The following is a 21269-nucleotide window of genomic DNA, read 5'->3' as shown; positions in this document are numbered from 1 at the left end:
TTACTTCACGAGGCCTTCGATCTGGGACTGGGCCTTGTCCAAGGCCGCCTTGGCGCCGGACTTGCCCTGGGTGACGGACTCGATCGCGGCGTCGACCTTGGAGGTGATCTCGGTCAGCCGGGGCTGGGACGGCGGGGTCTTGGCGGTGTCCATCTGGGCGCGCCAGATCTGCAGCGCCGGGTCCTTCGCGAGCTCGCCGGACTCCCAGGCGCCCTTGTGGGCGGGCAGGTCGTTGGTCCGCTCGAACCAGTCGGCCTGGCCCTCAGCGTCGGCGAGGGAGGCGATGAACTCGGTGGCGGCGGCCTTGTGCTCGCTGTCGGCGGACACGGCCAGGCTGGAGCCGCCGGCCATGGACACGGACGCCTTGTCGGCGGGGACGGGGGCGATGGCCCACTTGCCCTTGAGGTCGGGGTAGTTCTCGTCGAGGAGACCGGTCATCCAGGGTCCGCCCAGGAACATCGGCACGGCGCCGGTGTTGAAGTCCTTCGTCACGTCGTAGCCGGGCTGGACCGACTTGTCGCTGAGGTCCTTGCGGAAGAAGCCGCCGTAGTTCTCCAGCGCCTCGACGGCGGCGGGCGAGTTCACGACCGGCTTGCCGTCGTCGTCCAGGACGGCACCGCCGGCCGAGTACAGGAACGGGTAGAAGCTCTGCACGGTGTCCAGGCCGCGGGGCTGGATGGACAGGCCCCACTTGGTGCCGGCCTTCTCCCGGTACGCCTGCGCGGCGCCGCTCAGCTCGGCCATGGTGGCCGGCGCCTTGTCGATGCCCGCCTTCTTCGCGAGGTCGGTGCGGTAGAACAGCACGCGCGTGTCCACGTACCACGGGACGCCGTAGGCGGTGCCGTCGTACGAGCCCTGCTGCCAGGCGGCGGGGAAGAAGTCCGCCTCCTTGAAGGTCTTGGTGTCGACCGGCTCCAGGACGCCCATGTCGGCGAACTCGCCCAGATAGGTCCCGCCCATCTGCACGACGTCGGGGAGCTTCCCGGCGGCGGCCGCGGCGACCAGCTTCTGGTGGGCGACGTCCCAGCCGATCGGCGTGACCTTGACGGTGATGTTGGAGTGTGTCTTCTCGTACTCCTTCGCCACGTCACCGAGCTTCTCGCCCTCGGTGCCCATGGCCCAGACGGTCAGGGTCTGCTCGGCGTCGGCGGCCACGCCCGCGCCACCCGAGCCGCCACAGGCGGAGAGGGTGAGCGCTGACGCGAGGGCGAGGGCCAGCGACCCGGTGGCGGCGGCGCGGTTCATGGAGGGCTCCTCCTTGAGCTCTGAACGGATGTATGCGCTGTCTGTAAGCGCATACATCACTCTGTTGCAGCACTTCGGGGCCTGACAAGAGGGGTTGTGGTCACACTCCGGTAACGAGCGCGAAACCTGCCCGCCGGCCCGAGCGGCACCCCTGCCACGAGGCCGCGCGCGGTCGGCGGTGCACCTGCAACGTAGGTCGGATCATTGCATAGGGAAAGGATGTGTGACGTATGCCGCGGAGTCCCTGCGGAGCAGGTATGAGCGCGGCCTGCGGGCGCGGTGGCCCCTGGCCGACGATGGGGCGAGGCGCTGGCCTGCGGGCACCCCTGGAGCCAGGTGCGGGGGCGCGGGAGCTGCGGGGCGGTGGCGGGCCGGGCGGTGGCGCGCGGGACACCGGAGAGGCGCACATGGCTTTGCTGGCGCGACCTGGCGGGCGGCCCAGCCGGCGATCGGCCGGCGCTACGGATTCGTCAGTCGGCGTAGTACTCGTCGTGGTAGGCGGAGTGCTTCTGCACGGAGAAGTCCTCGAACTGCCCGCACGTCTCGAGCTCAAGCAACCGTTCCAGTGCCGCCGCGGCGGCAGGTGCCGGATGGGCCGAGAGATGTGCCTTCGTCGCCTCGAGGCCGTGACCGAGCAGCAGCTCGGCGTCGATCGAGCAGGCCGCGTCGAAGCTGGACTGCTTGGCATCCCAGATGCGGAGCACGTCGTCGAGGTCGCCGCCGTTGAACAGGTGGACGCAGCAGAGCTTCATCACGAGGGTGTTGCCCTCGCCCTGGCCGCGTCGCTCACGCGCCGCGTGCTCGGCGAGGAGTGCACGGATCTCGTCGAGTTCCGCCCCGACGGGGCGAAGCCCGTAGCGGCGCAGGCATTCGTCCTCTTCCGTGCCGTATGCGTCCATGCCGACTTCATCCATACCCGTCCCCCGTGATCACTGTCTACAGCCGCATTCATAGGCTGGGCGGACGGTCGAACGCAACACGGGGGAACAGGTGCTGCCTGCGCACAGGCTCGAGGTCGGAACCGAACCGCCGGCCGAACCGGCGCGGAACTCGGTGGGCGGCCGGCCCTTCCTCGACCCGGGCCAGGACTGGCCGGAGTGCTTCCGCGGTGAGCGGATGGCGCTGTTCTTCCAGTTCGACATCCCCTCGGACCTCGAACCCTTCGGTGGCGACCACCTCCTCGCTTCCACTGCCGCGCGCACAACGACGCGTCCTGCCCGGAGGTCGTCGACGGCCGCCTCGAGCCCCGGTACCGGGACGCTCCGCAGCCGGGTCACCCGGCCCCGTTCCGGCGGGTCCTGCTCCAGACCCTCGGGGCGCAACCGGCTCCCGAAGCCGAACCGTCCATCCGCGCGTTCCCGCTGACCCTGCGCTCCTTCGAGGACACCCCGGCCGGGGCCCAGACCTTCAAGGTGGGCGGGCCCCGTCCTGGGCGCAGCGTCCGAGTTCTACACGTGCGCCTGCGGCGCGGACCTGGTGTACGTCTGCCAGGTCCCGGAGAACAGGGACTTCGCCGTTCACCCCGGCCGGCCGGAACAGCCCGACAGCGTCAGGCCCGACGCCTACGGGCTGTTCCTGGGCAACGAGGTCTATCTGCCGGCGTGCCCGGACCGCTGCGATCCGGCGGCCGTCTGGCCGGTCAACCAGAACTGAGGGGTCCGCATCACGTCCTCTGTCCCACGCCGGTTGCTCCCCGAGACGCACCATCGGCCGGCGTGCTGTCGTCGGGGGCGGAGTCGCCCGCGACCGGTGTACCGGAGCGACCGTGGTGAAAAGCCGCGGTGCGGTCGCTGTGACGCGAGTTGACCAGGTGGATGAGCAGCACCCCGAGGGCGATCATCGCCAGGATGGCGATCACGGTCACGAACGTCTCCATGGTGCTCACCTCTCCGTCGGCTGCTGCGGCGCGGTGCCGGTCGCGGCCGGGAGAGAGGGGCGTGCGGCCGGATCGCGCGCCTCATGTCCCCCTTCGGAGTCCCAGACCGCCTCCACGGCCCGGTCGGTCTCATCCACCGTCCGCAGGCGCGCCGCCTCCGCCATCAGCCGGCTCGCGGTCGACGTGCCCAGCGGGTCGCACGCGGCGGCCATCAGCCACGCGGCCGAGGCCGGAGGCGTCTGCGGCGGCACCACCAGGAGGTTCCAGCGGCCCATGCGGTACGAGAGCAGCATGAGCTCATGGGGGTCCTGTTCGGCGAGGAACCAGCCCACCTTCACCACGTGCCCGGCGACGGGCACCCTGCCCGGTACCACCGGCCAGTGCGTGGGATTCACCGTGACCCGGGTGATCCGCCCCCACAGCGCTTCCAGTACGGAGGTCAGGGAAGGGAGTTCCGCCCCGAGATCACGGCTACGGGGCCACCAGGCGCCGTCCAGCAGAGCGGGTGTGGAACCGACGGGAACGAGCGACAGACGAAGCAACGACGACGAGGCCGGCTCGTCGGGTTCGAGTGTCGGCGAGGAGGAGATGGTCGCAGTCATCACGCGGACCCTGCCCCGGGCCGGCCGTGGCCGGCCCAGCGTATTCGATCGCCGAAAACGACACGGCCGTGGAAGCCGGTGCACGGAATATCCTCGGTAGGTCCAACGTACTCCCCCGGCAGGCCGAACGGACCGTACGGCCGAGGGAGATACGACGCCGTCCGCCCCCCGCCGGCATCCCGTCACCGGCGCGGCGGTTCGCCCGGGGCCTCGAGGACGGGCGCGGCCGGTCCTCCGTGCCCCCGGGACTATCCCCTGCGGGCCTGCGGGCCTTCCACGACGCTCGTCGGCTCCGTTCGCCCGGTGCCGGTGTCGATGAGGATCTGTTCAGCCTGCGTCGCGCTGCCCGCGCGGACGGCCTCGGCCATCGCGGCCTGTGCGGCGCCCGGCGTCGCATGCGGTGGGATCACGAGGAGGGAGAAGAGATCCCGGTCGCCGCGGGTGATGAGAACCGTGTCGTCGCCGACCGGGAAGGAGTCGATGTGGACGACGCGGTCGTCGATGATCATCCGCGTCGGCAGCCTTTCCCACGCGCCCGCGTCCAGGCCCACCCGCGTGATGGGCCCGAGGTGCCGGGTCAGTGCGGTGATCAGGCGGGGGAGCTCGGCGACGATGTCGCGGGAACGAGGCCACCACGCCCCGTCGAGCACACCCTGCCGGTCATGGGTCGTCTCCAGCCGTGCGACAGCCGTCCCGGGCCGCACGGCCTCGTGGACGGTGTCCGGCAGAAGCCGGGTCACCCGCGGGGAGCCGGAGTCGGACATCGCGCTCGCCTGCCTGCCTGGCTACCGGGACTGAGGAGACCGAGTGGCCTCCTCCTCTCACCGTACTCCGCGGACCGCACCGGCCGGAAAGGCCGACGGTCATCCGTGAGACACCCCGGCGGTAGAGTGAGTGATCAGTCCCCATCCCATACCGGCACATCGAACTCCGAGGTCGCCATGCAGTCCACGGAAATCCCCTCGGAGGGGCACGCCGAGGTGCACATCGTCGCGGCCTCACCCGAGGTCGCCCGTCGGGTCGCGGAAGTCCTCCGTCGTTGCTTCGCCGCCACCGAGCAGCGCAGCTATCCCGCGGGCCCCGACGGCGGGACCCGCCTCGACCTCACCGTGGACACCACCCGCGCGGCAGAACCCGCCCGCTCCTGGCTGGAGACCAGCCGGTCCGCGCAGGACAGCCGGCCAGGGAATTGAGACGGCGGCCGGAAACGGCCCGCCCGGCTCCCTCGGGGAGTAGCGTGAAGTCACCGGGAGCACTTCGCACACCGGCCCCTATGCCGATGTCGTTCCCGGTGTGCGACGACACCGGTCGGTTCCGCTCCCGCGGCAGTGCCGGAGACAGGTCTGCGCGATGTCCGCGACCACCTCTCATCTGCCGCTGCGGGCCGCTCCTTTCAGGGCTCCGACCGTGCGCCTCGCGCTGAGACCCGAGAGCCCCGCCCGCGGGCATTCCGACCTGGACGGCGCCTGGTGGCCCCGTTCTCGTGACCTGGCGAGCGAGCTGTCCACCCTGGCGGACGTGCTCGATCCGCTGTGGGGTCGCATCACCCGGGTCGCGGTCGACCCCCGCCACTGGCCGAGCCTCTCGCCCCGGATCTCCGTCAACGGACATGTGGTGAAGGTCGGTCGGTTCACGTCGGAGCTCGATCCGAACGAGATCCTTCTGCTGTCCTACACCGCGGGCCGCTGGGACCTACTGGTGATCCCGCCGGAGACCGGTGCCTCTTCGGCCGCCCGGCTGATGGCCGCCGCGAGCGGGGACACCGCCGCGCACACGACGGCGACCGCGGTCATGACGGCTGAACGGGTCCGGCACGGGAGGCCGGACGCGGCCGAGGTCGCGGGCGGCGACGCCTTCTCCACGCGGGACCCGGATGAGCAGGACGCCGTGAGGATGTGAAAGCCCGTCCGATGCCGTCCGGTCGGGCCGGGCGGCACCAGACGGGTCCGCGTCTCACCCCTGGTCGCCCGCCGCGGCCGCCATGAGCGGTTCAGCGGCGTCCTCGGTCGTCTCCGGCGGCACGACCAGCAGGTCCCAGCGCCCTTGGCCGGGCGCGAGCAGGACGATGGTGTGTGCGGCGGATGCCGTGAGGGTCCGGCGCAGCCGCACGACCTGGTTGGAGACGAGCATCCGACCGGGCACCGCGGCCCAGGTCGCCCCGTTGACGGTGACACTGGCGATGTTCCCCCACGCGCGCGGCAACCCGACGAGCAGACGGGGAAGTTCGGCGAGCAGGTCGTACGAGCGGGGCCACCACGCCCCGTCGATCGACCGGGGCACACCGCCCCGGGGCGCCAGGCGCAGACGGAGCAGGGGCGGGGAGGGACGCGCGGGTTGTCGTGCGGCGGTCATGAGAACTCCTGCCGACTGCCGTGCGCGGGCTGGTGGTTGGGGTCAGGCGCGGCGGGCGTCGATGCGTGACGGGGCGGGCCGGCATACGTCGTGCGCCCGGCCGAACCGGTCGAGCGGACGGTGCCGGCGGCCGACGGGTCGAGCCGGCCGCGGTCGACGCCGTGACGTGCGCTGGTGGGGTCGGCATGGTGGAGGCCGTGCCTGCTCGTGCCGAGCGAGGGCAGGGCCGCCGACGACAGCTCGGCGGCCCGGTCGCGGCGCAGGGGCGGCGGTGCGGGCTGCGACGGTGCGACCGTCGTACAGGGCGTAGGGCTGACCGGCATGCGGACTCCTCGACCTCGATGCGGATGGCGCGGCCGGAGTCAAGGGCTGCCCATAGGACGGGGGCGCGCCGTAGTCGGTGGCGCGCCGTAGAAGGAATGTGGTCTGGTGGACCCATTGGAATACGAGGGCTGGAACACGAGTGAGCGGTCCGGAGCCGGTCGGAGTTCCGGCATACGAAAGGGCCTCGTCGTCCCCACGGTACTCCCGGCGGTGCGGCGACCGCGTCTGCTTCGCCTCGCACGCGGCATCGCGCACCTCATGGATCACCGCCGGACGTCGACGGCGGCACGGCTCGACGCCACGCCGCTCCGGCGTCCGGCACAACGCACAGGAAAGCGGACCTAGATGTACGACCAGACACGCGCCCAACAGCCGGCGGACGGGCCCCGCGGTCGCGCGGAGCGTCGCTCGCCCGGCCCGGCACCCCTGTTCCCCTCGGACGAGCGGGACAGGATCGCCCGGCGCCTCGGGCGGGCCCTCAACACCTTCCCGGACGCTCCGGTGGAGTCACTGGAGGAAGCCGAAGCCGCCTTCGACGAGACCACGGCACAGCTCATGGAAGCCCTGGCCGAGCAACGGCGGGCCCTCCGCGAGGGCTGGCAGGACCACGACCCGGAGACCCAGTCCACCGAACTGCACCTCGCGCTGAGGCAGTACCGCGAGATCACGCAACGCCTGCTCGGTCTCTAGCCGCCCGAGGGGGCGGGGGCCTCAGACAGCGCCGAACGTCCCCGTCCCCGTGCCGGCGCAGCCGCAGCTTTCGCGACGGGCGACGCTGACCGGCAGGACCAGGGACACCGGCTCGTCGCCGCTCTGGCCGCGCAGGCGGCCGATCAGCAGCTCGGCGGCCTGCTCGCCGAGGCGCACCATCGGCTGGCGGACCGTCGTGAGGGAGGGCCGGACCAGACGGCTGAGGGGGATGCCGTCGAAGCCGGTGACGACAACGTCGTCCGGGACCCGTACGCCGCGCCGTTCGAGGGCCTGGAGGGCGCCCACGGCCATCTGGTCGTTGGCGAAGACGAACGCCTCGGGCCGCTCGCCGTCGGTGTCGGTGTCGCTGTCGCACAGCAGGTCGGCCGCACGGGCACCCTCCGCCTGCGTCATCATCGGCATCCGCAGCGCGGGCTCCGTCCCGGTGTCGACTCCGGCCTCGGCGCAGGCCCGGCGGAAGCCCCGGAAGCGGGCCTCGACATCCGGCGACGTGTCGTCGACGCCGACGTACGCGAGGCGGCGCAGCCGGTGGTCGTGCAGGAGGTGCCGGGTCAGTTCGTACTGGCCGTCCTCGTTGGCCACCTCCACATGGTCGAGGTGGTCCAGGGACGGGTCGGCACGCGGTCCGGCGAGCATGACGACGGGCTGACGCCGGGAGATGACCTCCAGCTCCTCGGTCGGCACGGTCCGCGCCAGCACCGCGAATCCGTCGACGCGGCCGGCGACCTTGGCGACCAGGCTCTCGGGGCCGCCTTCGAGGGAGGCGGCGATCAGCAGGGCGTAGCCGTGGCGCCGGGCGGCGCGTTCCATGCCGCGGATGATCTGGTCGGAGTAGAGCATCGCCGCGTCGTCGTCGTCGATGTCCGCGGTGTCCGGGTCCGCGTAGTCGGGGAAGCACAGGCCGAGCACGCCGGTCGACCGACTGGCGAGGCCGCGGGCGTTGCCGCTGGGCACATAGCCGAGCTCGCGGGCGGCGGCCAGGACGCGTTCGCGTGTGGCGGCCCGTACGGAGTCGGGGTTGCGGTAGACCCGGGACACGGTCGCGATGGACACGCCGGAGCGCTCGGCGACGTCGTACACCGTGGGTGCGGCGTTCACGATGCGGCGCCCTCCATGGTCGTTCCCCTGTCCTTGCTGGTCGCGCAAGGCGCCGACCTACGAATGAAAGCGCATTCACCCTAGGGCCGGGGCGGGGTGGGAGGCAACCGTGGACTCCCCCGCGGCGCAGGTCGACGGCGGCGCAACGGCGCTTGCGGTGACGCGCGCGGCATCGAACGACGGGGAACTCACCGGACAGCCCGAGGTCCCGTCTCCCCTGCCGGTGGCCGCCCGCCACGCCCTGCGCCAGGCCATCATGTCGTGCCGGAGCGGCGGCGTGGTCTCGGTCATCGGCGTCTACGGTGGGATGATCGACAAGTTCCCGGCGGGCGCCTGGATGAACAGGTCGCCGACCCTGCGGACCGGGCAGTGCCACGTGCAGAAGTACACGCGGCCGCTGCTCGGCATGATCGGGCAGGGCAAGATCGATCCGACCCGGATCATCACCCACCGGCTGCCCCTGACCGAGGGGCCGACCGGCCACGACCTGTTCAAGAACAAGAAGGACCACTGCGAGAAGGTCGTCCTCACGCCCTGAGACAAGCGCGGGGAGCCGGTCAGGGCGTGACCGGGAATCCCTTCGGATACGGCCACCCGCGCTCAGTGCCTGGGCTGCGGGGCCCACCCCGGTGGGCCGAACGCGTAGCCCGCTCGGTCGCGCCAGCGGGTGGCCGTCCGGATGTCGTGCCAGGTGGCCGCGTACTCGTGGAAGGCGACGCGCAGCGGGTTGTACGTGTCGATGTTCTTCGTCAGGCCGTACACGACGCGCTCGCCCTCCGGCTGGAACGTCCCGAACAGACGGTCCCAGATGATCAGGATGCCGCCGTAGTTGCGGTCCAGATAGACGTTGTTGGAGCCGTGGTGGACGCGGTGGTGGGACGGCGTGTTGAAGACGAACTCGATCGGGCGCCACAGGTGGTCCACGCGCTCGGTGTGCAGGAAGAACTGGTAGATCAGGCTGATCGACTGCTGCAGCAGGATCATCCACGGCGGGATGCCGAGCAGCGCGAGCGGCATCCAGAACGGCAGCCCGCTCATCGGCGTCCAGCTCTGCCGCAACGCCGTCGACAGGTTGAACCGCACGCTGGAGTGGTGGACCACATGGCTCGCCCACAGCAGCCGCACCCGGTGGTGTGCGCGGTGGAAGGAGTAATAGGCCAGGTCCTCGGCGAAGAAGAGCAGCACCCAGGTCCACACCGACCCGGGCGACAACTGCCAGGGCGCCACGCTGTAGAGGGCGGCGTAGGCGACGATCACCACCGCCTTCCACGGCAGGGCGATGACCTGGCTGCCCGCGCCCATCGACATGCTCGTCGCGGTGTCGCGGACCTCGTAGCCGCGTTCGTCGTCGTCCGGCAGGAAGCGGTACGACAGCGCCTCCACGGCGACCAGCAGGACGAACGCGGGGATGGCGTAGACGACGGCGGGTATCACGCCGGACCTCCTTCGGGCTCCCGGGTGGGGTGGGCGGCGGGGACACTGCGGGCCAGCAGGGCGCGGGCCGCCGCCTCGGCGCCCTTTTCGTCGCGCGAGGCGATCAGCGCGGCCAGCTTCATGTGCCCGGCCATGTCCAGCAGTTCGGTCGCGCGCAGTTCGACCGGCACCTCGCCGGCGGTGAAGCGGTCGGCGACCAGCGTGTTGAAGGCCAGCAGATAGGCGATGTTCTCGGAGCCCTCCACGATCAGGCGCCACCACGCCACGTCCGCCGCCGCCAGATCGGCGAGATCCGGGCCGCGATGGGCGTAGGCCGCCGCCGCGCCCACGACCTCGGACGCCGTCCGCTCGGTGCAGCGCGCGGCGCACAGCCGGGCCGCGTCCGCGCCGATGGACGCCCGCATCTCGAGGATGTCGCGGCTGAGGTCGTAGGACGCTGACAGGCCGTCGGTGTGGGCGAGTTGCAGGGCGAGGTCCAGGCCGGCCGTGCGCCGCCAGTCGAGGACCCGGGTGCGTCCGCCGTGGCTGACCTCGACGAGCCCTGCCTGCTGGAGCCGCTTCACCGCCTCCCGTACCGCGTGCCGGTTCACTCCGAACTCCGCGGCCAGGTCGCGCTCGGCGGTGAGCGCGGTGCCGGGGGCCAGGGCGCCGCTGAGGACCCGGTCCCGGAGCAGCGTGAACAACTGGTCGGAGACCGCCTCTCGGCGGATGCGCTGCTCTGTCATGGCCACACCGTGTCAGCGGCCACCGTCACTGGTCAACTGGTTGGACCAGATTCCCTTCTGGCTGAAAGCAGCCGTGCCGCAGGGCTCCGGGAAAGGGGTGGAATCGGCCCGGCGGGGCGCGAAGCAGCGCCTCGACCCTGTGCGTTGGCAATCGATCGAACGACGCGCGACCGCCCTATCCGCGTTTCACGCGTTAGATTTCGCAATACGTGCGGACCCGGTGTCCGCGACAGGGACACGTAGAGAGAGGTGCCACGCGTCATGTCCGGAAACAGCACCACGGTCACCGAGTTGACCTCGCAGTACAGCGCACAGGTGACGGCCGACCTGGAGCGCAACCGCAAGGAACAGGACCGCATCGCCGGTGAGATCGAGGCGTTGCAGGGGCAGTTGGCCGCCCTGCGGCACGATCAGGCCGTCCTGGAGAACATCCAGCGGGCGATCGGAGCCCCGCAGGAGTCCGCCGGGACGGCCGAGGAGGCCGAGCAGGAGGCCGTCGCCGCCGTGCCCGCACCGCGTGCCGCCCGGCGTACGAAGGCGTCCGGCCCGGCCGAGCGGACGAAGCCGACGCGCCCGGCCAAGCGGGCGAAGGGCAAGGCCGCCGCCACGAACCGCAAGCGGAGCGGCACCAAGAAGGCCACGAAGTCCACCACCACAGCCGCCGAAGCGGCCGACTCGTCCACCCCGTCCTCCCCGTCACTCGTCGAACTCGTGCGCGACCATCTGGCCGCTCACCAGGAGCCCCGCTCCGCCGCCGAGATCACCTCGGCGCTGGCCGAGCAGCACCCCGAGCGCGGCGTGAAGGCGACGGTGGTGCGCAGCACGCTCGAAGGGCTCGTCGCCCGGAATCAGGCGCACCGCAGCAAGCAGGGGCGGTCCGTCTTCTACACCGTCCCCGACACGGCGGCCGAGCCGTCCGCGCCCACCGAGGCCGCCCCGGAGCAGGCGGACTGACTCTCCACACCGCCCGCCGCCTCCGAACGGACCAGCCTCCGGGGTCTTTCCGGTGATTTACGCCCGCCCGGGCCCGTCGCCCGGGCGGCGGCGGGTACGGCGTCTGCGGACCGGCCTCACGACCTGGAGGAGAGTGGGCATGTACGCAGTGGTGCGGCGGTACGAAGGGGTGACCGATCCGGCGGAGGCGGGACGCCGGGTCGGGGAGGAGTTCGTGCCGATCCTGCGCCGGGTCCCCGGGTTCGTGGCCTACTACTGGGTCGACGCCGGTGGCGGCGTGATGCTGTCGACGGGCGTCTTCGAGGACCGGGCGGGCGCCGAGGAATCGACGGCCCGTGCCGCCGGCTTCGTACGGGAGCGGCTGGCCGAGCTGCTCCCACAGGCGCCCCTGGTGACGGCCGGTGAGGTCGTGGCCCATTCCTAGGCTCCGCCTCACAGGCCGCTCGCCCGCATCCGCGGCCCCGGCCGGGGCCACGAGACTCTGGAGGCAACGGTGACGGTGAACCGCGTGGGACTGGTGGTGCACGGAGGGCGTCCGGAGGCCGTCGACGCGGCCGCCGCGGTCCGTGCCTGGTGCGCCGAGCTGGGTGTGCCGTGCGTCGATATCGACGTATGGCACGAGGGCGGCCGGCACAACGCCCGTGACGAGGTGGAGGCCGCCGGTGACCCCGACCTCATCGTCACGCTGGGCGGGGACGGCACGTTCCTGCGGGGCGCCCGGCTCGCCGCCGAGAACGACGCCCTCGTGCTCGGCGTGGACCTGGGACGGGTGGGGTTCCTGACCGAGGTGTCGGCGGCGGCCATGCGGTCGGCGCTGGACGCGGTGCGGGAGGAGCGCTTCGACATCGACAGCCGCCTCCTGCTCGCCCTGCGCGCCTCCCGCCTCCTGGAGATCCCGTCCGGCATGGAGGCCCTGATGGAGTACGGCCGCGGCCCGCTCCTGCCGCCGCCCCGGGTGCGTACGGACTGCAGGGTCGACGAGGACTGGGGCGTCCCCCTGGACGTGACGGCGCTCAACGACGTGGTGCTGGAGAAGCTCGCCCGCGACCGGCAGGTGTCGGTGGGCGTGTACGTCTCGGGCCGGCTGCTGGCGTCCTACTCGGCGGACGCCCTGCTGGTGGCGACGCCGACGGGCTCGACCGCCTACAGCTTCGCGGCCGGAGGTCCGGTCGTCTCGCCCCGCGCGGAGGCCCTCGTCTTCACGCCCGTCGCCCCGCACATGACGTTCGACCGGTCCGTCGTCACCGCGCCGGACGAGCCGGTCGGGCTGCGCATCCTGGAGCGGTCCGGGCAGGCGGCGGTCAGCATCGACGGCCAGCTGCGCGGTGTGCTGGGCCCGGGCGACTGGATCGGCGTGTACGCCGCGCAGCGCCGGCTGCGGGCCGTACGGCTGGGGCCGATGGACTTCTACGGGCGGCTGCGGGAGCGGATGAACCTGACCGACGCTCCGGCCGCCGTCGCCGACGGGTCGGCCGCCCCGCTGTGGTCCGTGACCACACCGCCCCCGGGCGACATCGCGCACCTCGCCCTGCTGACGGCCCCGGAGGGCCCCCCGCGCGCGCCCTGAACCGATCCATCCCGGACCGGGTCACCGCTCCGCGTTGACGTCCGCCGTCTTCCACTCGAAGGCGTCCGGGTCGGTGAAGGGGCCGGCGGAGCTCGCGATGGCCAGCCGGTGGGAGCCGGTGCCCTCGGGGGAGACACCGGCGACCTTGGCGAGGCCCCGGCGCTTGTAGAGCGCCAGCTTGACCGGGCCGGTGCCGGTGTCGAACTCGCAGTACTTGCCGCCGAAGCTCTTGCCCACCACGAGGCCGTGGTCGACGTAGAACTGCTTGCTGGCCTTGACGTCCTCGACGCCGAGCAGCAGCACGATCTCCTGGAAGTCCCGGGTGGCCGGGCCGGTGTTCTTCTTGGACGAGGAGGCCACCTGCCAGATCGTCCCGTCGGGCGCCTGGACGACACCGCCGTAGCCCCACAGCGACTTGGCGGCGGGCTTCAGGGTCGTGGCGCCCGCCTCCACCGCCGCGTCCACGAGGGCGTCGACGTCGGCGGGCTGGGCCACGACCAGCGACAGGGTGAAGCCGCGGAAGCCGGTGCTGGGCGACTCGGCGGCCCGGAGCCGGAGCTGGCCGGTCAGTCCGAAGGCGGTGGTGTAGAAGCGTTCGGCGGCGGCCGGGTCGGCCACCTCGAGGGTGACGAAGTCGATGGAAGTCATGAGGAAGACGCTAGAAGGGTCCGGCGCGCCGCGCTTCTCGATTCCTGACCGGTCCCGCCCGGCCCCCTCATGACGGGCGGCGCGAGCACGGCCTCCAGACGGACTCGGACCTGGATCTCCCGCGCCGGCGGCGCGCGGTGCAGCGCAGCGGCATGGTAGGTCGGGATGTGCTTCGGCGTCCGGGCCTTCGGCTGGAAGGAGGCGGCCGAGCTGGACGGGTGGGAACGGATCGAGCCGGGCCCTCTCGAGGGGGCCTCCGACGCGGCGGCGGAACACGAGTACCGGGCCGGCGAGATCGCCGGCGAGTCGGGCTCCGGGACGGTCCGGCATGTCATCGACCGCCGTTTCCGTGCCGCCGACCACAACCGCTACGCGCTGGTCGCCTACGGTCCCGACAGCCAGGACTGCGCCGAGCGGGAGCTGATCGACACGGCGGCCGCCTGGTTCTGCCCTCCGGCGATGCCCTGCCCGGCCCCCGACGGATCGTGACGGGGTGAGCCGTCCGCGCCGGCCGGGTGGCAGGGCCGCCCCGCCGGAGTGATCCTTGGACAGGCGTGTCGTTCGGGGGCCCGGTGATGGCTGGAGGTCCGGTGGGAAAGCTCGTGGTCGCCGGTGTGGACGGCTCGTCGTCCTGCAGGGCGGCGGTGGAGGCGGCCGCGCTCGAGGCCCGGCGGCGCGGTGCCGGGCTGCGCGTGGTGCATGCCTTCGGCCCGCCGACCCGGCCCATGTACGCACCGCCGGATCCGGGCCCGCTGGAAGAGCTGATGAACGAGGCGGCGGACCACGCGCACGAGGCCGCCCCCGACATCGAGGTCACCCATGAGGTGGTGACGGGCGGTGCCGTGGAGGTGCTGACCGCCGAGTCACGGGCCGCCGACCTGCTGGTCGTCGGGGCCCGGGGCGTCGGCGGCTTCGTCGGGATGCTGCTGGGTTCGACGGCCGTGTCGCTCGCGGCGCATGCCCTGTGCCCGGTGCTGGTGGTCCGCGGCGAGCAGGGCGGCGACGGGCCGGTCGTGGTCGCCGCCGACGGGTCCCCGCGAGGTGAGCGGGCCGTGGAGTTCGCCTTCGCGGAGGCGGCGCTGCGCGGGGCCGAGCTGCTGGCCGTGCACGCGTGGCAGCCGGACTACGCACCGGCCGGTACGGGGGTGGAGGCGGCGGAACGGCTGCTGGCGCTCTCGGTCGCCGGGTTCGCCGAGCGGTACCCGGACGTGGTGGTCCGGCAGCAGGTACTGAGCGGCGAACCCCGCGAGACGCTGATCGAGTCCAGCCGGAACGCCCAGCTCATGGTCGTGGGCGCCCGGGGACGCGGCGGTTTCGCCGGACTGTTGCTCGGCTCGGTCAGCCAGGCGGTGCTGCACCACGCGCACTGCCCGGTGGCCGTCGTCAGGGGCCAGGACTGATGCACGGCCCTCAGGGGCGTACGTCCACATGGTCGCCGGTGGCCTTCGCCGCGCCCGTGGTGGCGGTGCCGGCGAAGTTCCAGCGCCAGTAGCCGTCCTCGGTCGCTCTGGCCATGATGTGCAGGGTGCCGGTGCTGCTGGTCCTGGCGGTCGCGACGGTGGCGTAGGTGCTGGAGTTCTTGGGGCGGAACTGCAGCTTCACGGTCTGGCCCGCGTACCCCCGGTACCGGTAGGTGTCCCAGTCGGCCCGTTCGAGCCGGCCGGTGACGACGAACCGGGAGCCCCTGACGGCCGGCTCGGGTGAGGCGTTCACCGTGAGCCGGGCGGCCCGCTTGAGCGAGAACGACCCGAGGTCCCGGGCGAAGACGGACGTGCCGTCCGCGGTGTCGGCCAGCGCGTCGACGGACCAGGTGCCGGCCTGCGCGTTGGTGAGGTCGACCGGGTCGTCGCCGCCCGGCCGCAGGTGCGCGTTGACGGTGAACGTGGTCGTGCAGGCCGTGGCGCTCTCGCAGAAGGCGTCGGTGGTGTAGAAGCCGCCGTTCGGTCCCTTCAGGTCGACGTCGACGAACGTCAGGGCCGGGTTCCCCGAGCCGGTGACCGTGACGGGGAAGGTCACGTCCTGTGTCGTACCCACGACGACGTCACGTCCCTGGTTGACGACGGCCTGGCCGACCACCTGTCCGGCGGCCCGGTCCGCGCCGGCGGCGCCGGCCGACGCGCCGGCTCCCGCGAGCAGCACCACGGCGGTTCCCACGACGACACCGCGACGACTCATCGTTCCTCCAAGGGGGCGTTCCCACTGCCGCGTTCGGCACTGCGTACGACTGTTGAGGCGGCCCGACCGTTGCCCCGCCGGAGCCGTGGAAAGCGCACGGGTTCGCGGCTCGTCTCCGCTCCCCCGGCTCGCCGGTTCCCGGCTGCGCTGACATAAGAACGCCGTAAAGGGGCATTCGGGGTGCAGCCAACAGTGAGGAGAGCGCGGGTCGTTCGGTCCGCGCGACCGGCAACAGGGAGTGTGCAATGGCGAGTTACGGTGGTTCCTCCGCCGCTTCGGGGTCGCGTACGAACGGCCTGGCGATCGCGAGTCTGTGCTGCGGCGTCGTGGGCCTGTTCGTCCTGAACATCATCCTCGGCCCGCTGGCCGTCGTCTTCGGTGTCGTCGCCCGGCGTCAGGCGGGCGCGAAGAACGGCGCGGGCATGGCGACGGCCGGCATCGTCCTCGGCGTGGTCGACGTGCTCCTGTGGATCCTGTTCGTCACGCTCGCGGCGAGCAACGGCGGCTTCAGCTGGTACATGGGCGGCTGACCGCCCACCACTGCTTCCCGCGCCACCGAGGGGCGTGAGGGCGCGCCGACGGGGCATCCGCTTGGGGGGCCGCTCATGCGGCCCCCTGAAGCACATGTCTTTGAAGGCCCTGTGGGAGACCCGACGTGATACTCGACGGCATACCGGCACCGACTCCTGACCAGGACAGACCTGCGTCGACGGCGGAGCGCAAGCAGCGGCTGCGCCGCCGTCTGGAGCGGCTCATCGGGGTGGCGGCGACGGAGGGCAACGAGCTCGTTGCGCTGCGCAACGGCGACGAGATCTTCCCCGCGATGCTCGGTGCGATCCGCGATGCCGAGCACACCATCGACATGATGACCTTCGTCTACTGGCGCGGTCAGATCGCCCACGACTTCGCCGCCGCACTCGCCGACCGCGCGCGTGAGGGCGTCCGTGTGCGGCTGCTGCTGGACGGTTTCGGCGCGAAGGAGATCGAGGGGCGGCTGCTGGAGCTCATGGCCTCGGCCGGGGTGGAGATCGCGTGGTTCCGCAAGCCCGTGTGGTTGTCCCCGTTCAAGCAGAACCACCGCTGTCACCGCAAGGCCCTGATCGTCGACGAGCGCACCGCGTTCACCGGGGGTGTGGGGATCGCCGAGGAGTGGTGCGGCGACGCGCGCAATCCGTCGGAGTGGCGGGACACGCATGTGCGGGTGCGCGGTCCGGCCGTGGACGGGATCGCCGCCGCGTTCGCGCAGAACTGGGCGGAGTGCCACGAGGAGCTGTTCGACGAGCGTGACCGTTTCACCGAGCACCGGCAGGAGGGGTCGTCGGTCGTACAGGTGGTGCGCGGGTCCGCCAGCATCGGATGGCAGGACATGCAGACGCTCATCAGGGTCATGCTGGCCTCGGCGGTGGAGCGCTTCCGCCTGGTCACCGCCTACTTCGCGCCCGACGCGTACTTCGTCGACCTGCTGTGCGCCACCGCGCGGCGCGGGGTACGGGTCGAGATACTGCTGCCCGGTCCGCACACCGACCAGCGGGCCTGTCAGCTGGCCGGCCAGCAGCACTACACGCGGCTGCTGGAGGCGGGCGTCCACATCCGGCAGTACCAGCCGACGATGATGCACGCCAAGATCATCACCGTGGACTCGGTGGCCGCCCTCATCGGCTCCACCAACTTCAACCGGCGGTCCATGGACCACGACGAGGAGGTCATGCTCGCCGTGCTGGACGAGGAGTTCACGGCCGAGCTGGACCGGGACTTCGAGGCCGACCTCGAGAAGAGCGTGGAGATCGATCTGCGCCGGTGGCGGCGGCGGGCGGCGGCGCAGCGTGTGAAGGAAGCAGCGGTCACCCCCATCCGGCGCTTCCTCTGAGGCCGGGGGCGGGCCGCCCGCTCAGTCGAGGCAGAACTCGTTGCCCTCGATGTCCCGCATCACGATGCACGCGTCGTGGCCGTCGTACAGCAGCCGCTCGCGGACCGCGCCCAGCGGGAGGAGGCGCGCGCACTCGGCCTCGAGCGCGGCGAGGCGTTCCTCGCCCACGAGCCCGGTGCCGACCCGTACGTCGAGGTGCACGCGGTTCTTGACGACCTTGCCCTCGGGGACGCGCTGGAAGAACAGCCGCGGCCCCTCGCCGGAGGGGTCCTGGCAGGCGAACCACGCGCCGCGCCTCTCCTCCGGCCGGTCGTCCCAGTACGCGTCCCAGGTCGCGAAGCCGCTCGGGGGCGGCGGTACGACGTACCCGAGGACCTCGCACCAGAAGCGGGCGAGGCGCTCCGGATCGGCGCAGTCGAACGTGATCTGGACCTTCCTGATCTCTGCCACGGCACGCACCCTAACAAGGGCCTGCGGGAATGACCTTGGGAGCGGGTAGGTTGCCCGAGCATGACGACGAACGCGAAGCCCGAGGTGCTCCGGTACACCGCCTTCTCCAGCACGCCGGAGGGAGGCAATCCCGCGGGGGTGGTCCTGGACGCGACAGGTCTCGACGAAGGGGACATGCTGGCGATCGCCGCGGACCTCGGCTACTCGGAGTCCGCGTTCCTCACGGCTCCTCCCGCGGACGGCGGGGGTCCGGACGGGCGGGCGTACACCATCCGCTACTTCAGCCCCAAGGCGGAGGTGCCGTTCTGCGGGCATGCGACGGTCGCGGCGGCGATCGCGCTGTCCGAGCGGATCGGGCCCGGCGAGCTGGTGTTCACGACGCCCGCCGGTGTGGTGCCGGTGGAGGTGACGGAGGACGGCGGGACGGTCCGGGCGACTCTCACCAGTGTGGAGCCGCGCCTGGAGCAGATCGCGGACGGCGATCTCGGGGAGGCGCTGGCCGCGCTCGGCTGGCCGGCCGGTGATCTCGACCCCGCATTCCCGCCCCGGATCGCGTTCGCCGGGGCCCGTCATCTCGTCCTGGCGGCGGCGACCCGCGAGCGGCTCGCGGATCTCGCGTACGACTTCGCGCGTCTGGAGGCCCTGATGCTCCGACTGGACCTGACCACCGTCCAGTTGGTGTGGCGTGAGTCCGCGACCGTCTTCCATGTGCGGGACCCGTTCCCGGTCGGCGGGGTCGTGGAGGACCCGGCGACCGGTGCCGCCGCGGCCGCGTTCGGCGCCTACGCCCGGGAGCTGGGCCTGGTCCCGGAGGACGCCGTGCTGACGCTGCTGCAGGGCGAGGACCTGGGCCGTCCGGGCGAGTTGACGGTGACACTGCGCGCCGGTGATCGGCGGGTCCGGGTGAGCGGCGCGGGGACACGGATCGGCTGAGAACCCTCGTCCTGCGGTTCGGGTGGGCGGTGTGTGCCGCCCACCGGAACCGATGACGTCCCGTCAGGAGATGCGGATGCCCGACCAGTCGGTGCTCTTGCCGGCCTGGGTGCGGTTGGCGAAGCCGCCGCGTCCGTCGCCCTTGTTGAGCCAGGCGCGGCCCTGCTTGTCGAGCGAGATCAGGTCGGCCCTGCCCTCCCCGGACAGGTCGAGGCCGCCGACGACGTCCTTGTAGGACGTGCCCCAGTCCTTGAAGACCAGCGCCCGTGGCGTGAAGGTGCCGCGGCCGGTCCCCTCGAAGCGCCAGAGCTCGTTGGACCTGTCGATCGCCAGCAGGTCGTTCCGTCCGTCGCGGTCGAGGTCCCCGGCGGCGATGAGCCGCTTGTACGTGCCGTAGCCCGAACCGGCGACCGTGCGGGCCTCGAAGCCGCCCGCACCGTTGTTCGCGTAGAGGTAGAGCTTCCCGCCGGCGGCGGAGCGGGTCAGCAGGTCGGGGCGGCCGTCGCCGGTCAGGTCGCCAGGTGACACGACGGTGTCGTAAGCGCTCCAGTCCGAGGAGACCTTGAGGCTGTACGTCTGCTGGTCGGGCTGTCCGCTGCAGATCGTGACGTGGATCCGGGCCTCGCCCTGGGGGCCGCGGGTGAACACGTCGTCGCAGCCGTCGCCGTCGAGGTCGCCGTAGGGCAGCACGAGCGTGCCGGACGGCCAACTGCTGCTCCGTTTCTGGGCCGTGAGCCTGGTCGCGTCCCCGGCGTAGACCTTGACCCCGGCGCTGCTCCGGCCGAACAGGTCGGCCTTGCCGTCGTCCGTGTGGTCGCGCCACGCGGGCAGGGCGCGGGCGGCTGTGGTGGTCTGGTGGACTCCGTCGAGGACGGTGGCGCCGGTGGTGGACGGCTGGTACTCGTCCCATACGGCGACCGGGCGGCCCTGGGCGTCGGCGGCGAGCTGCGGGGCGCCCGCGAACCGGCCGCCGGTCGCGCTGAGCCGGTGCGCGGCGGACCAGGTGCCGCCCTTGAAGACGGCCGCCATCGCGTACTCGGCGCCGGAGCAGCCCTCCCGCCAGGTGACCGTGACGGTGCCGCCCGAGGTGGCGGCGGCGGACACCGAGCGGACCTTCTTGTGGGTGGAGAAGGCCTGGGTGAAGGGCTGCCAGGTGCCGGTGGCCGCCGAACGCAGCGCGTACCAGGGGCCGGTGCCGTAGCCGGGGGCGCCCGCGACGAAGAGGTCGCCGTTCGGCAGCTGGACGGGTGCCGTCATCCCGCTGGTGCTGCCGGTGGCGGCCGCGGTGCGCGGGGCGCTCCATGCCGTCGATCCGGCGGTGCGCCGGGTGTACGCGAGATGCTCCCGGTCGTCGTAGAAGTCGTCGAAGCCGCCCTTTGGGCGTGCGAACGCCTTGGGACGTGCCAGGTCGGCGGCGGGGACGGGGAGGCCGGTGACCGTCTTCCAGGCGGTCGCGCTCCCGGACTTCTCCAGGGCGACGACGGCCTTGGTCCGCTGCCACTGCCACACCAGCAGGGCGGTGCCGTTCCTGTCGACCGCGAGGTCCAGGGCGGCGATGTCCCGACTGCCGGACGGCGGCTGTGTGTTGAGGCCGGCGGGTGCGGTCCACGCGGCCTGCGGGCCGGGCTTCTCGGCGGCCTTCACCACGCCGGAGTCCGTCCATACGGCGACGAGGCGGCCGTCGGGCGCGGCGGCGAGGTGGTGGTACCCCTTCTCGGGGACCGGGGCGATGTACTCGGGTGCGGAGAACGCGGTCGCCCCGGGGGCGAGGGTCGCCATCCGCAGCCAGTGGGTGCCGTGGTCGTCGGCGCGGCGGGCCCGCCAGACGAGGCGTACCGAGCCGTCGCCGAGCGCGACCAGTTCGGTGTTGTAGGGGCCGGCGTCAGGCCAGGTCTGCGGTGCGAGCCAGCGGGGGCCGCCGGCGGGCCGGATCCGGGTGGACCGGGAGAGCGCGTCGCCGGTGAGTGCGACCAGGGTGCCGTTCCCGGCCGCCACGAGGGCGTTGAGGCCGCCGGAGGCGGAGCCCGGGGTGGGGCTCGGGGCGAGTTGGGTCCGGGTGGCCCAGGGGCCGGGTGCGCGCTGGTCGGCGGTGGCGGTGGCGCCGGCCGTGGCCGCCGGCGGCTGTGCGGTGGCCGGTGTCACGGCCGCCAGGGTGAGAACGGGTGTCAGCGCGAGGCCGAGCACCGCGCGTCCTTGTGTCGTCATGGGCAAGCCCCCCGGGCCAGACGAATCCGACGCACGGATTCGCTGAACTGTTCGAAGGGCAGCAGCGTATATCAGCCAAGATCGCCTGGCATCCATGCTCGTT

The 21269-nt window shown here is 72.2% G+C and carries 27 protein-coding genes; 13 read left to right on the top strand and 14 right to left on the bottom strand.

From position 1 onward, the window contains the following. Together DC008_RS33215 and DC008_RS33210 are read right to left on the bottom strand one after the other, a co-directional pair. The gene (locus tag DC008_RS33215; RefSeq protein ID WP_108710182.1) at positions 1 to 1245 is read right to left on the bottom strand and encodes a sugar ABC transporter substrate-binding protein; all 1245 of its coding nucleotides are present in this window, start codon (positions 1243 to 1245) and stop codon (positions 1 to 3) included. A gap of 470 nt (positions 1246 to 1715) precedes the next feature. Continuing rightward, positions 1716 to 2144 carry a hypothetical protein gene (locus tag DC008_RS33210; RefSeq protein WP_108710181.1) on the bottom strand — a complete coding sequence of 143 codons (429 nt, stop codon included), beginning with the start codon at positions 2142 to 2144 and terminating at the stop codon, positions 1716 to 1718. Between the two features lie 577 nt (positions 2145 to 2721). Here DC008_RS33210 and DC008_RS35755 point away from each other — a divergent pair. Further along, positions 2722 to 2898, top strand: coding sequence for a hypothetical protein (locus DC008_RS35755; RefSeq protein WP_208646050.1), 177 nt, complete (start codon positions 2722 to 2724; stop codon positions 2896 to 2898). 10 nt (positions 2899 to 2908) lie between these two features. Here the strand turns inward: DC008_RS35755 and DC008_RS33200 are convergent, their stop codons facing one another. The 3 genes from DC008_RS33200 to DC008_RS33190 form a co-directional block, all read right to left on the bottom strand. Further along, positions 2909 to 3121, bottom strand: coding sequence for a hypothetical protein (locus tag DC008_RS33200; protein WP_123954049.1), 213 nt, complete (start codon positions 3119 to 3121; stop codon positions 2909 to 2911). Positions 3122 to 3126: 5 nt separating this feature from the next. Continuing rightward, entirely contained in the window at positions 3127 to 3723 is a 597-nt protein-coding gene (locus DC008_RS33195) for a DUF5994 family protein (protein WP_108710179.1), read from the bottom strand. A 248-nt stretch (positions 3724 to 3971) separates the two neighbouring features. Next, complete coding sequence (locus DC008_RS33190; protein WP_108710178.1) at positions 3972 to 4487, bottom strand: DUF5994 family protein; 516 nt, start codon at positions 4485 to 4487, stop codon at positions 3972 to 3974. A gap of 177 nt (positions 4488 to 4664) precedes the next feature. On the opposite strand from DC008_RS33190, the gene DC008_RS33185 reads away from it, so the two are divergent. Further along, positions 4665 to 4916 carry a hypothetical protein gene (locus DC008_RS33185; protein ID WP_108710177.1) on the top strand — a complete coding sequence of 84 codons (252 nt, stop codon included), beginning with the start codon at positions 4665 to 4667 and terminating at the stop codon, positions 4914 to 4916. Positions 4917 to 5073: 157 nt separating this feature from the next. After that, entirely contained in the window at positions 5074 to 5622 is a 549-nt protein-coding gene (locus DC008_RS35750) for a DUF5994 family protein (protein WP_208646048.1), read from the top strand. 54 nt (positions 5623 to 5676) lie between these two features. Here DC008_RS35750 and DC008_RS33175 read toward each other — a convergent pair whose 3' ends face one another. Next, positions 5677 to 6075, bottom strand: coding sequence for a DUF5994 family protein (locus tag DC008_RS33175; protein ID WP_108710176.1), 399 nt, complete (start codon positions 6073 to 6075; stop codon positions 5677 to 5679). Beyond that, on the bottom strand, positions 6072 to 6398 hold the full coding sequence (locus tag DC008_RS36375; protein ID WP_208646046.1) for a hypothetical protein: 327 nt from the start codon (positions 6396 to 6398) through the stop codon (positions 6072 to 6074). The genes DC008_RS33175 and DC008_RS36375 overlap by 4 nt, the downstream gene beginning before the upstream one ends. A 346-nt stretch (positions 6399 to 6744) precedes the next feature. Here DC008_RS36375 and DC008_RS33165 point away from each other — a divergent pair, with 346 nt between their 5' ends. Then, positions 6745 to 7089, top strand: a complete 345-nt coding sequence (locus tag DC008_RS33165) for a hypothetical protein (RefSeq protein WP_108710175.1) — start codon at positions 6745 to 6747, stop codon at positions 7087 to 7089. A 21-nt stretch (positions 7090 to 7110) separates the two neighbouring features. Here DC008_RS33165 and DC008_RS33160 read toward each other — a convergent pair whose 3' ends face one another. Beyond that, a complete protein-coding gene (locus tag DC008_RS33160) occupies positions 7111 to 8190 on the bottom strand; it encodes a LacI family DNA-binding transcriptional regulator (protein WP_108710980.1) in 1080 nt (359 codons plus the stop codon). Positions 8191 to 8317: 127 nt separating this feature from the next. Between DC008_RS33160 and DC008_RS33155 the strand changes: the two genes are divergently transcribed. Further along, positions 8318 to 8746, top strand: coding sequence for an MDR/zinc-dependent alcohol dehydrogenase-like family protein (locus DC008_RS33155; protein WP_235074748.1), 429 nt, complete (start codon positions 8318 to 8320; stop codon positions 8744 to 8746). Between the two features lie 62 nt (positions 8747 to 8808). Here the strand turns inward: DC008_RS33155 and DC008_RS33150 are convergent, their stop codons facing one another. Beyond that, positions 8809 to 9642 (bottom strand): sterol desaturase family protein, encoded by an 834-nt coding sequence (locus DC008_RS33150; RefSeq protein WP_108710174.1) that lies wholly within the window; start codon positions 9640 to 9642, stop codon positions 8809 to 8811. Continuing rightward, a complete protein-coding gene (locus tag DC008_RS33145; RefSeq protein WP_108710173.1) occupies positions 9639 to 10367 on the bottom strand; it encodes a FadR/GntR family transcriptional regulator in 729 nt (242 codons plus the stop codon). The genes DC008_RS33150 and DC008_RS33145 overlap by 4 nt, the downstream gene beginning before the upstream one ends. 261 nt (positions 10368 to 10628) lie before the next feature. Here DC008_RS33145 and DC008_RS33140 point away from each other — a divergent pair, with 261 nt between their 5' ends. The 3 genes from DC008_RS33140 (at position 10629) to DC008_RS33130 (ending at position 12888) form a co-directional block, all read left to right on the top strand. Further along, complete coding sequence (locus tag DC008_RS33140) at positions 10629 to 11321, top strand: hypothetical protein (RefSeq protein WP_108710172.1); 693 nt, start codon at positions 10629 to 10631, stop codon at positions 11319 to 11321. A gap of 139 nt (positions 11322 to 11460) precedes the next feature. Continuing rightward, positions 11461 to 11745, top strand: a complete 285-nt coding sequence (locus DC008_RS33135; RefSeq protein ID WP_108710171.1) for a hypothetical protein — start codon at positions 11461 to 11463, stop codon at positions 11743 to 11745. Positions 11746 to 11814: 69 nt separating this feature from the next. After that, the gene (locus DC008_RS33130; protein ID WP_108710170.1) at positions 11815 to 12888 is read left to right on the top strand and encodes an NAD(+)/NADH kinase; all 1074 of its coding nucleotides are present in this window, start codon (positions 11815 to 11817) and stop codon (positions 12886 to 12888) included. A gap of 21 nt (positions 12889 to 12909) precedes the next feature. Here DC008_RS33130 and DC008_RS33125 read toward each other — a convergent pair whose 3' ends face one another. Further along, on the bottom strand, positions 12910 to 13536 hold the full coding sequence (locus tag DC008_RS33125; protein WP_108710169.1) for a VOC family protein: 627 nt from the start codon (positions 13534 to 13536) through the stop codon (positions 12910 to 12912). A gap of 165 nt (positions 13537 to 13701) precedes the next feature. Between DC008_RS33125 and DC008_RS33120 the strand changes: the two genes are divergently transcribed. Next, entirely contained in the window at positions 13702 to 14025 is a 324-nt protein-coding gene (locus DC008_RS33120; protein ID WP_108710168.1) for a hypothetical protein, read from the top strand. Positions 14026 to 14126: 101 nt separating this feature from the next. Beyond that, positions 14127 to 14936 (top strand): universal stress protein, encoded by an 810-nt coding sequence (locus DC008_RS33115; RefSeq protein WP_235074757.1) that lies wholly within the window; start codon positions 14127 to 14129, stop codon positions 14934 to 14936. 10 nt (positions 14937 to 14946) lie between these two features. Here the strand turns inward: DC008_RS33115 and DC008_RS33110 are convergent, their stop codons facing one another. Beyond that, positions 14947 to 15711 (bottom strand): calcium-binding protein, encoded by a 765-nt coding sequence (locus tag DC008_RS33110; protein ID WP_123954048.1) that lies wholly within the window; start codon positions 15709 to 15711, stop codon positions 14947 to 14949. A gap of 245 nt (positions 15712 to 15956) precedes the next feature. Here DC008_RS33110 and DC008_RS33105 point away from each other — a divergent pair, with 245 nt between their 5' ends. Then, complete coding sequence (locus tag DC008_RS33105; protein ID WP_108710166.1) at positions 15957 to 16241, top strand: DUF4190 domain-containing protein; 285 nt, start codon at positions 15957 to 15959, stop codon at positions 16239 to 16241. Between the two features lie 125 nt (positions 16242 to 16366). Beyond that, complete coding sequence (locus tag DC008_RS33100; protein WP_374207450.1) at positions 16367 to 17578, top strand: phospholipase D-like domain-containing protein; 1212 nt, start codon at positions 16367 to 16369, stop codon at positions 17576 to 17578. Between the two features lie 21 nt (positions 17579 to 17599). On the opposite strand, the gene DC008_RS33095 is transcribed toward DC008_RS33100, so the two are convergent. Continuing rightward, positions 17600 to 18028: a VOC family protein gene (locus tag DC008_RS33095; protein ID WP_108710165.1), complete on the bottom strand. Its 429-nt coding sequence runs from the start codon at positions 18026 to 18028 to the stop codon at positions 17600 to 17602. A 60-nt stretch (positions 18029 to 18088) separates the two neighbouring features. On the opposite strand from DC008_RS33095, the gene DC008_RS33090 reads away from it, so the two are divergent. Then, on the top strand, positions 18089 to 18961 hold the full coding sequence (locus DC008_RS33090; protein ID WP_108710164.1) for a PhzF family phenazine biosynthesis protein: 873 nt from the start codon (positions 18089 to 18091) through the stop codon (positions 18959 to 18961). A gap of 63 nt (positions 18962 to 19024) precedes the next feature. Here the strand turns inward: DC008_RS33090 and DC008_RS33085 are convergent, their stop codons facing one another. Continuing rightward, positions 19025 to 21166 carry an FG-GAP repeat domain-containing protein gene (locus DC008_RS33085; protein ID WP_123954047.1) on the bottom strand — a complete coding sequence of 714 codons (2142 nt, stop codon included), beginning with the start codon at positions 21164 to 21166 and terminating at the stop codon, positions 19025 to 19027. Positions 21167 to 21269 lie beyond the last annotated feature (103 nt).

Origin of the sequence: Streptomyces nigra (genome assembly GCF_003074055.1) — a bacterium.
Classification (GTDB): Bacteria; Actinomycetota; Actinomycetes; order Streptomycetales; family Streptomycetaceae; genus Streptomyces; species Streptomyces nigra.
Note: the sequence above shows the minus strand (reverse complement) of the source record. Positions and strands in the feature narration are given on the sequence as shown.